Annotated in this window: 8 protein-coding genes and 1 pseudogene; 2 read left to right on the top strand and 7 right to left on the bottom strand. The window is 66.3% G+C overall.

Annotated elements, in window-relative coordinates; genetic code table 11:
* Positions 1-94: 94 nt before the first annotated feature.
* A pseudogene (locus FFS27_RS24490) lies at positions 95-886 on the top strand (sensor histidine kinase); the annotation flags it as partial.
* Between the two features lie 33 nt (positions 887-919).
* Here FFS27_RS24490 and ampDh2 read toward each other — a convergent pair.
* From ampDh2 to FFS27_RS24455, 7 genes are all read right to left on the bottom strand, one after another.
* A complete protein-coding gene (ampDh2, locus tag FFS27_RS24485; protein ID WP_003096970.1) occupies positions 920-1,699 on the bottom strand; it encodes an N-acetylmuramoyl-L-alanine amidase AmpDh2 in 780 nt (259 codons plus the stop codon).
* Between the two features lie 29 nt (positions 1,700-1,728).
* The gene (locus tag FFS27_RS24480) at positions 1,729-2,322 is read right to left on the bottom strand and encodes a MarC family protein (protein WP_003102836.1); all 594 of its coding nucleotides are present in this window, start codon (positions 2,320-2,322) and stop codon (positions 1,729-1,731) included.
* Between the two features lie 117 nt (positions 2,323-2,439).
* Complete coding sequence (gene dgcP / locus FFS27_RS24475; RefSeq protein WP_003110561.1) at positions 2,440-4,455, bottom strand: diguanylate cyclase DgcP; 2,016 nt, start codon at positions 4,453-4,455, stop codon at positions 2,440-2,442.
* Positions 4,452-5,330 carry an endonuclease/exonuclease/phosphatase family protein gene (locus tag FFS27_RS24470; RefSeq protein WP_003096975.1) on the bottom strand — a complete coding sequence of 293 codons (879 nt, stop codon included), beginning with the start codon at positions 5,328-5,330 and terminating at the stop codon, positions 4,452-4,454. The genes dgcP and FFS27_RS24470 overlap by 4 nt, the downstream gene beginning before the upstream one ends.
* A 15-nt stretch (positions 5,331-5,345) precedes the next feature.
* A complete protein-coding gene (dsbA, locus tag FFS27_RS24465) occupies positions 5,346-5,981 on the bottom strand; it encodes a thiol:disulfide interchange protein DsbA (RefSeq protein ID WP_003096976.1) in 636 nt (211 codons plus the stop codon).
* Positions 5,982-6,148: 167 nt separating this feature from the next.
* Positions 6,149-6,754 carry a c-type cytochrome gene (locus FFS27_RS24460; RefSeq protein ID WP_003102831.1) on the bottom strand — a complete coding sequence of 202 codons (606 nt, stop codon included), beginning with the start codon at positions 6,752-6,754 and terminating at the stop codon, positions 6,149-6,151.
* A gap of 45 nt (positions 6,755-6,799) precedes the next feature.
* Complete coding sequence (locus FFS27_RS24455; RefSeq protein WP_003096979.1) at positions 6,800-7,093, bottom strand: c-type cytochrome; 294 nt, start codon at positions 7,091-7,093, stop codon at positions 6,800-6,802.
* 183 nt (positions 7,094-7,276) lie between these two features.
* Here FFS27_RS24455 and yihA point away from each other — a divergent pair, with 183 nt between their 5' ends.
* A complete protein-coding gene (gene yihA / locus FFS27_RS24450; RefSeq protein WP_003096980.1) occupies positions 7,277-7,924 on the top strand; it encodes a ribosome biogenesis GTP-binding protein YihA/YsxC in 648 nt (215 codons plus the stop codon).
* Positions 7,925-7,989: the final 65 nt, after the last annotated feature.

The following is a 7,989-nucleotide window of genomic DNA, read 5'->3' as shown; positions in this document are numbered from 1 at the left end:
GCTTGCCATGGGGGTCGTTGGAGACGAATAGCTGGCGGATCGCGACCGGGTTGGCGTGTTCGATGCGCCCCTGGTTGTCGAAGATCACCAGGCCGTCGTCGATGCTGTCGAGTCGCGCCTGCTGGCCTGGTCGCTGTATCCGGTCACCCATCCCGGCGGGCATAGCGTCGGCGCGGTGCTGGTGGTCCGCGACGTGACCGAGCAGCGCGCCTTCGAACGGGTCCGCAGCGAATTCGTCCTGCGCGCCTCCCACGAACTGCGCACGCCGGTGACCGGCATGCAGATGGCCTTCAGCCTGCTCCGCGAACGCCTGGACTTCCCCGCGGAGTCGCGGGAAGCGGACCTGATCCAGACGGTGGACGAAGAGATGTCGCGGCTGGTCCTGCTGATCAACGACCTGTTGAACTTCTCGCGCTACCAGACCGGCATGCAGAAGCTCGAACTGGCGTCCTGCGACCTCGTCGACCTGCTCACCCAGGCGCAGCAGCGTTTCACTCCCAAGGGCGAGGCCCGCCGGGTCTCGCTGCAACTGGAGCTGGGCGATGAACTGCCGCGCCTGCAGCTCGATCGCCTGCAGATCGAGCGGGTGATCGACAACCTGCTGGAAAACGCCCTGCGCCATAGCAGCGAAGGCGGGCAGATCCACCTGCAGGCCCGGCGCCAGGGCGACCGGGTGCTGATCGCGGTGGAAGACAATGGCGAAGGCATTCCCTTCAGCCAGCAAGGACGGATCTTCGAGCCTTTCGTCCAGGTCGGACGCAAGAAGGGCGGCGCCGGCCTCGGCCTGGCGCTGTGCAAGGAAATCATCCAGCTGCATGGCGGGCGCATCGCGGTGCGCTCGCAACCGGGCCAAGGCGCGCGCTTCTACATGCTGCTGCCGGTGTGACCGGGGCCGCTCCCGGCAGGCTTTCCACAGGCCTCAGGAAGTCGGCACCGCCAGCAGCAGGGCGGCGGTTTCCAGGTCCGGCTCGCCATCGAAGCGGGCCGGACGGTATTTCATCTGGAAAGCGCCGATGACGTCGCGGGTGTCCTTCTCCAGCTCGCCGGTCTGCGGCACCAGGTAACCGTGCCGCGCCAACTGCTGCTGGAACCAGCGCACATCCGGCAGCTGGCCGTTCAGTTCGGCGAGCCGGCGCGCCAATTCGCCGGGCTTCGGCCAGGGCACCAGGCCGGCGTCGGCGAGGCGCTTCCAGGGGAACAGCGGACCCGGATCGACCTTGCGGCCCGGCGCGATATCGCTGTGTCCGATGATCCGGTCCGGGGTGATGCCGTGGCGCTTGGCGATGTCCTTCAGCAGGGGGATCAGCGCCTGGATCTGCGCTTCGCTGAACGGATACCAGACCCGCCCCTGGGGTGTATCGCGATAGCCCTGGTTGACGATCTCGATGCCGATCGAGGTGGCGTTCAGCCAGGTCCGGCCCTGCCATTCACTGACCCCGGCGTGCCAGGCGCGGCGGTTCTCATCCACCAGGCGGTAGACGGTGGCCGGCTCGTCGTCGCCGATCAGGTAGTGCGCGCTGACGCCGCCGTGGGTGAGGATGCCCAGCGAATGCGGCAGATCGGTGGAGGTGTAGTGGAGGACGATGAACTGGACACGGCTGTCCTGGTTCGCCGAGGTGTAGTCGGTGTTCAGGCGCGGGCCGCTGGAGCAGCCGGCCAGCAGCGACAGGGTGAAAGCCAGTAGAACGAACGAACGCATGATGACTCCGAAAAAAATGGGCAGCGCGGTCAGGCGGCGATGTGCAACACGCTGCGCAGGTTGTCCAACAGCATATCGACGCTGAGCATGATCAGCAGCATGCCGGCCAGGCGCTCGATGGCGGTCAGCCCGCGCGGGCCGAGGAAACGCTGGAGGAACGCCGCCTGCAGCAGGATCAGCGCAGTAGCGGCCCAGGCCAGCACCACCGCCAGGTAAAGCTCCCACAGCGGACCGTCGAAGGTGGTGCGCAGGGTGATCAGCATCGCCAGCGCCGAGGGCCCGGCCACCGCCGGGGTGGCCAGGGGTACCAGCAGCGGCTCGCCGTCGGGCACTTCGCCGAGCAGCCCTTGGGGCGACGGGAAGATCAGGCGCATGGCGATCACGAACAGGATGATGCCACCCGCGATCCCGGTCGCCTCGCGGGACAGGCCGAGGCCGCTGAGGATGTGCTCGCCGAGGGTGAGGAAGAGCAGCAGCAGGCCCAGGGCGAAGGCCAGCTCGCGAAACGCCACGCGCAAGCGGCGCCCGGGGGCGACGCCTTTCAGCGCGGCGAGGAACACGGCGATGTTGCCGAAGGGATCGGTGACCAGAAAGATCAGGACGGCGACGCCGAACATATCCATGGGAGTTTCCAGAGCGGGACAGCCGGTCATTCTACCGGGCGGGACCATTCTAGCGAGCCGCGGCAACACCTGCAGGCGAGCCCGTCCCGAGTCGCCGGAATGTGCGCTGGTCGCCCTTCAGGCCACTTCCAGGCGGTCCCGGCCGGCGCGCTTGGCTCGATACAGCGCCTGGTCGGCGCGCTCGAAAACCACTTCGCCGGCCTCGTTGCCTTCGAACGCGGTGATGCCGGCGGAACAGGTGATGCTCAGGGGCTCGCCCTTGAAATGGAACGGACAGGCGGCGATCGCCGCGCGCAGCCGTTCGAGTAGTTGCCGGCCGGCTTCCAGGGACGTGGCCGGGAGCAGGACGACGAACTCCTCGCCGCCGAAACGGGCGATGAAATCGGCCTGGCGCAACCGTTTGCGCAATTCGCCGGCAATGATCTTCAGCACCTTGTCCCCGGCCAGGTGGCCGAAGTCGTCGTTGATCCGCTTGAAGTGGTCGATGTCCAGCACCGCCAGCAGCAGATCGCCGCCGTCCCGGTGCCGGCGCGCCACCTCCTGTTCCAGGCGCTCGCTGAGCGCCGCGCGGTTGGGCAGCCCGGTCAGCGGATCGGTCAGGGCTTTCTGTCGCTGGTCCTCCAGGTGGCTGTGGAACGCCTTGGCATCCTGTTCCATGCTGTTGACCCGTTCCATCAGCGCCTGCAGGCGGCCGGACACCTCCTGTTCGTGCTCGGCCTGTTCGCGCTGGTGTTCGTCCATGGAGGCGAGCAGGCCGTTCAGCCGGCTGTCCACCGCCAGCTTGAGGCTGTTCAGGTCGGTCGCCTGCTGCACGCTGGCCTGCAGGCCGCTGACCTGCTCACGCAGCGATTGGTCGAAGCCGCGCGCGTTGTCCAGCACGTCGGTATAGCCGGCGTGGGCGTCGCCCAGGTGGCCGAGGAAGCTTTCCAGGCGCTCGTTGAGTTGCCGCAGGTATTCCTCGAAGTCGCGCTGGCCACTGTCCGCCAGGGACAGCACCAGCACCGCCAGGTCGTCGAGTACCGGCACCAGCTCATACCAGTTCAGGCTGCCATCGATCCGCTCCCGCAGCGCCTCGGCCTGGGGCTGGTGGCTGCTCGGCAGGGACAGGCCGTCGAGCAGCCGCAGCAGGCTGGCCTCGATGTGCGGCGCCACCGCGCTGTAGCCGGGCTCCGGTATCGGCGGCGGCAGTTCGTAGGCCTCGTCTACCGCCTGCCCGTCGAGGTTATCCACAGGGGTGACCGGAGCTTCGGGCGCGCTTTCAACGTCCGCCAGCACTGCGGGCGGCGACTCCGCACCCGCGTCTTCCAGCGTCTCGCTAAAGCTCAGGCCTGCCGGTAGCGGCAGGCTGTCGAGCCAGATTTCCCGAGGCTCATCCAGCAGGATCTGGTTCGGCTCGCCACGCTCGGCGACCCCGACCCAACCCGCTGGCGCGCTTTCGATGGCGGCGACCGTGCGGGCGGGCAACGGCTGCGGCGGACCGCCTGGCGCCTCGTCGTGCTCGGCGACCGGCAGGGACGGCGCGGCCGCCGCCGGTTGGATCGGTGTATTGCTTGCCGCCACAACGGACGGCACCGATGCGCTCGGCTCCGCGGCGGTTTCCGACTCCTTGCCGCCGAACAGGCGTTGCAACAGGCTCGGGCGACCGTCTTCGGCATCGCCGCCCTTGCGCTCGGCCAGCGCCTGGCGTTGCAGCCTGCTCAGCTCGCTGAGCAGGATCGGAATCTCGCGCGACTGCCGGGCGCGCTCCTCGATATCGCGGGCGAACTGCTTCAGCGGCTTGCGCAGTTCCCGCGGCAGGTTCAGGGCCAGCAACTGCTGGGCCAGTTCGCCGAGGGCATCGATGTTCTGCTGGGTGCGTTGCTGGCGGCGTTGTTCGGAGTCGAGCACGGCCTTTTCCAGGCGCGGAATCAGGCCCGACAGGCCGGCGTCCATGTCGTCGCGACGGAGGATCTCGCGCAGCTCCTTCATGCACTGGTCGACCGCCTTGTCGCTGCCTTCGGCCGCCAGACTGCTACGCACCAGGCCGCGACGCAGCAGGTCGATGCGGGCATCCCAGCGCCGTTGCAGGCGCTCCTGCTGCTCGATGTTCTCCAGGTACTTGTCTTTCCAGCGCTGGACGTCGTCGCGACTCATGGCGGACTCCCGGCATCCCCGCGCACGACCAAGGCCTTGTCGCGCAGGTTGTCCGGCAGGCGAATCTCCACCGATACCGGCAGATGGTCGGAGATCGGCTGGTCGAGCACGTCGACCCGCTCGAGAGCGAGATCGGAACTGAGCAGGATGTGGTCGAGATTGCGCTGCGGCCGCCAGCTGGGAAACGTCGCCTCGACCTGCGGCGCCATCAGGCCGAGGTCGCGCAGGGGCGAGTTTTCCAGAAGATCGACGGCATGGGTGTTCATGTCGCCCATCAGCACCTGGTGGCGGTAGTCGCCGATCAGCTCGCGGATATAGGCGAGCTGGCGGGTGCGGGTGCGAGCGCCGAGAGCGAGATGCATCATCACTACCACCAGCGCGTCGGCGCCTTCGCCAAAGCGCACGAAGATCGCGCCGCGTCCCGGCGGACCGGGCAACGGATGATCTTCCAGCAGGGTCGGCCGCCAGCGGCTGAGCAGGCCGTTGCTGTGCTGGGCGATACGCCCGAGGTTGCGGTTGAGCTGCTGGTACCAGTAGGGGAACGCCCCCAACTGGGCCAGGTGCTCGACCTGATTGACGTAGCCGGAACGCAGGCTGCCGCCGTCGGCTTCCTGGAGGGCGACGAGATCGTAGTCGGCGAGCAGTTCGCCGATCCGCTTCAGGTTGGTCGCCCGCCCCGCGTGGGGCAGCAGGTGCTGCCAACCGCGGGTCAGGTAGTGGCGGTAGCGCTCGGTGCTGATACCGACCTGGATGTTGAAGCTGAGAAGGCGCAGGCGGCCGTCGTCGGGCAACTCCCGCGAATCGTCACAGGAGGGGTTCACTCGCGGGTCGCAGCTGCCTGCGACCCGAGGTTCACGCTGCCAGCGGCGCAACATGCCGAATCACCTTGCCTACTTCTTGGCCGCTGCGCGCTCTTTCTCGATCAGGTAGTCGGCCAGCTTGAGGGTTTCCTCCGGACCACCGGCGGAGCCGATGTCGAAGCGGTATTTGCCATTGACCACCATGGTCGGTACGCCGGTGACCTGGTAGGCCATCGCCAGCTTCTTGGCCTTTTCCATCTGGCCCTTGATGGCAAAGGAATTATAGGTGCTCAGGAATTTTTCCTTGTCCACGCCCTTGCCGGCGAGGAAATCGGCCATTTCTTCCGGAGTGGCGAGCTTCTTGTGCTCCTTGTGGATCGCCTCGAACACGGCGTTGTGTACGTCATGCTCGACACCCATGCTTTCCAGGGTCAGGAACATCTGCCCATGAACGTTCCAGATACCGCCGAACAGGGCAGGCAGGCGCACGAAATGAACATCTGCCGGCAGCTTCTCGCTCCACGGCACGATGGTCGGCTCGAACGCGTAGCAATGCGGGCAGCCATACCAGAACAGTTCCACCACTTCGATCTTGCCCGGCTGGGACACCGGCACCGGGCTGCTCAGCTCGACGTATTCCTTGCCGGCGGTATAGTCGTCGGCCTGGGCGGCCATGCCGAACAGGCTGGCCATGGCCAGCATGGCGGTGAGAATCAGGTTACGCATCGTTCACTCCTAGGCGAGGTCAGTGCCGCTCTCCGGCCGGGTTCGGCCCGGTCAGTTCGACCGGGGGGAGCGGTCACGGGTTCCAGCATTGTAGCGATGGCGGACGCAAAAAAGGGCAGCCGAGGCCACCCTTTTTCATACATCTTTTTTGCCGTGCTACGCAGCGATCAGTGCAGACCCTGGATGTAGCTGGAAATCGCGGCGATGTCCTTGTTCGACAGCTTGGCGGCGATGGACTGCATGATCTTGGTGTCGCCGTCGTTGGTGCGGGTGCCTTCGCGGAAGTCGGTCAGCTGCTTGGCCACGTAGGTCGCGTGCTGGCCGCCCAGGTGCGGGAAACCGGCGGTTGCGATGCCGACGCCGCTCGGGGAATGGCAACCGGTGCAGGCCGGCATGCCTTCGGCGATCTTGCCGCCGCGGAACAGCGCTTCGCCCTGGGCCACCAGGTTCGGATCGGCCATGCCGACGCTCATCTTCTGGCTGGCGAAGTAGGCGGCGATGTCGGCCAGGTCCTGGTCGCTGAGGTTGGTCAGCAGCCCGGTCATTTCCAGCACGGTACGCTTGCCGTCCTTGATGTCATGCATCTGCTTGAGCAGGTAACGCTCGCCCTGGCCGGCCAGTTTCGGGAAGTTCGGCGCCGGGCTGTTGCCATCCGCACCGTGACAGGCGCCGCATACCGCGGCTTTCGCCTGGCCCGCGGCGGCATCGCCAGCGGCATGGGCAAGGCCGGTCAGACCCAGGGTCAACAGCAGACTCACGAGAAGTTTGTTCATCAGCTAATCCAATTACGGCTAAGGGTGAAAGATAGTGGGCTTCGGCTACTTCTTCACCATCCACTGGATGGTTGCCTGGTAGTCTTCGGCACTGCAGTCGGTGCACAGGCCGCGGGGCGGCATGGCGTTGAATCCGTTGGTCACATGCTGGACCAGGGTCGGCATGCCCTTGGCCAGCCGCGGCTCCCAGGCGGCATGGTCGCCCTTTTTCGGCGCCATCGGCAGCTGGCCGTCGTGACACGCGCCACAGGTCCGGTTGAACACTGCTTCCGGGTCCTGCGCCGCCTGCGCCGTAACGGCCACCGCAACGACTGTCGCTGCGAGCAGCAGTTTCTTCATGATCGTCCTCATCAGGGGGAACGCCCGCGTTCTACCGCGCGGAAAATGCTCTGTCCGTTCCCGCGCGCGCTCGACCCTGGGGGATAAAGCGCACACAAAATCCGCGGCATTATATACTTCCGATACCGAAACGGAAACGAAACAGCCCCCCGCGACACCGAGTCGCACCCCTGTGGATAACCCATGTCAGAGAAGAACCCCATCGTCGGCCTGTGCCAGAAGGCCAGCTTTCTCATCAGTGCCGCCCAGGTCGACCAGTGCCCCCCCGACGAGGGCCTGGAAGTCGCTTTCGCCGGGCGCTCCAATGCCGGCAAGTCGAGCGCGCTGAACACCCTCACCCACGCCAACCTGGCGCGCACCTCGAAAACCCCGGGACGTACCCAACTGCTCAATTTCTTCGCCCTGGACGACTCGCGGCGCCTGGTGGACCTGCCCGGCTACGGCTACGCGAAGGTGCCGATCCCCCTGAAGCAGCACTGGCAGCGCCACCTGGAAGCCTACCTGAGCAGCCGCGCAAGCCTGGCCGGGGTGTTCCTGATGATGGACATCCGCCACCCGCTGACCGACTTCGACCGACTGATGCTGGATTGGGCCCAGGCCAGCCAGTTGCCGATCCATGTGCTGATGACCAAGGCCGACAAGCTGGCCTTCGGTGCGGCCAAGAACGCCCTGCTCAAGGTACGCCGGGAAGTCCAGCAAGGCTGGGGCGACGTCGCCACCCTGCAACTGTTCTCCGCGCCCAAGCGCCAGGGCGTCGACGAGGCGCAAATGGTCCTGGCGCAATGGCTGGGCCTGCTGGACGAGGAACAAGAGGCGTTCGAGGAAGCCTGAATTCCAGGCAAAAAAAACCCCGAGCTTCGTATGGGGAGGGGGAAGTTCGGGGTTCAAGTCCGGAC

This window comes from Pseudomonas sp. 2VD (assembly GCF_005503585.1).
Lineage (GTDB): Bacteria > Pseudomonadota > Gammaproteobacteria > Pseudomonadales > Pseudomonadaceae > Pseudomonas > Pseudomonas aeruginosa.
Note: the sequence above shows the minus strand (reverse complement) of the source record. Positions and strands in the feature narration are given on the sequence as shown.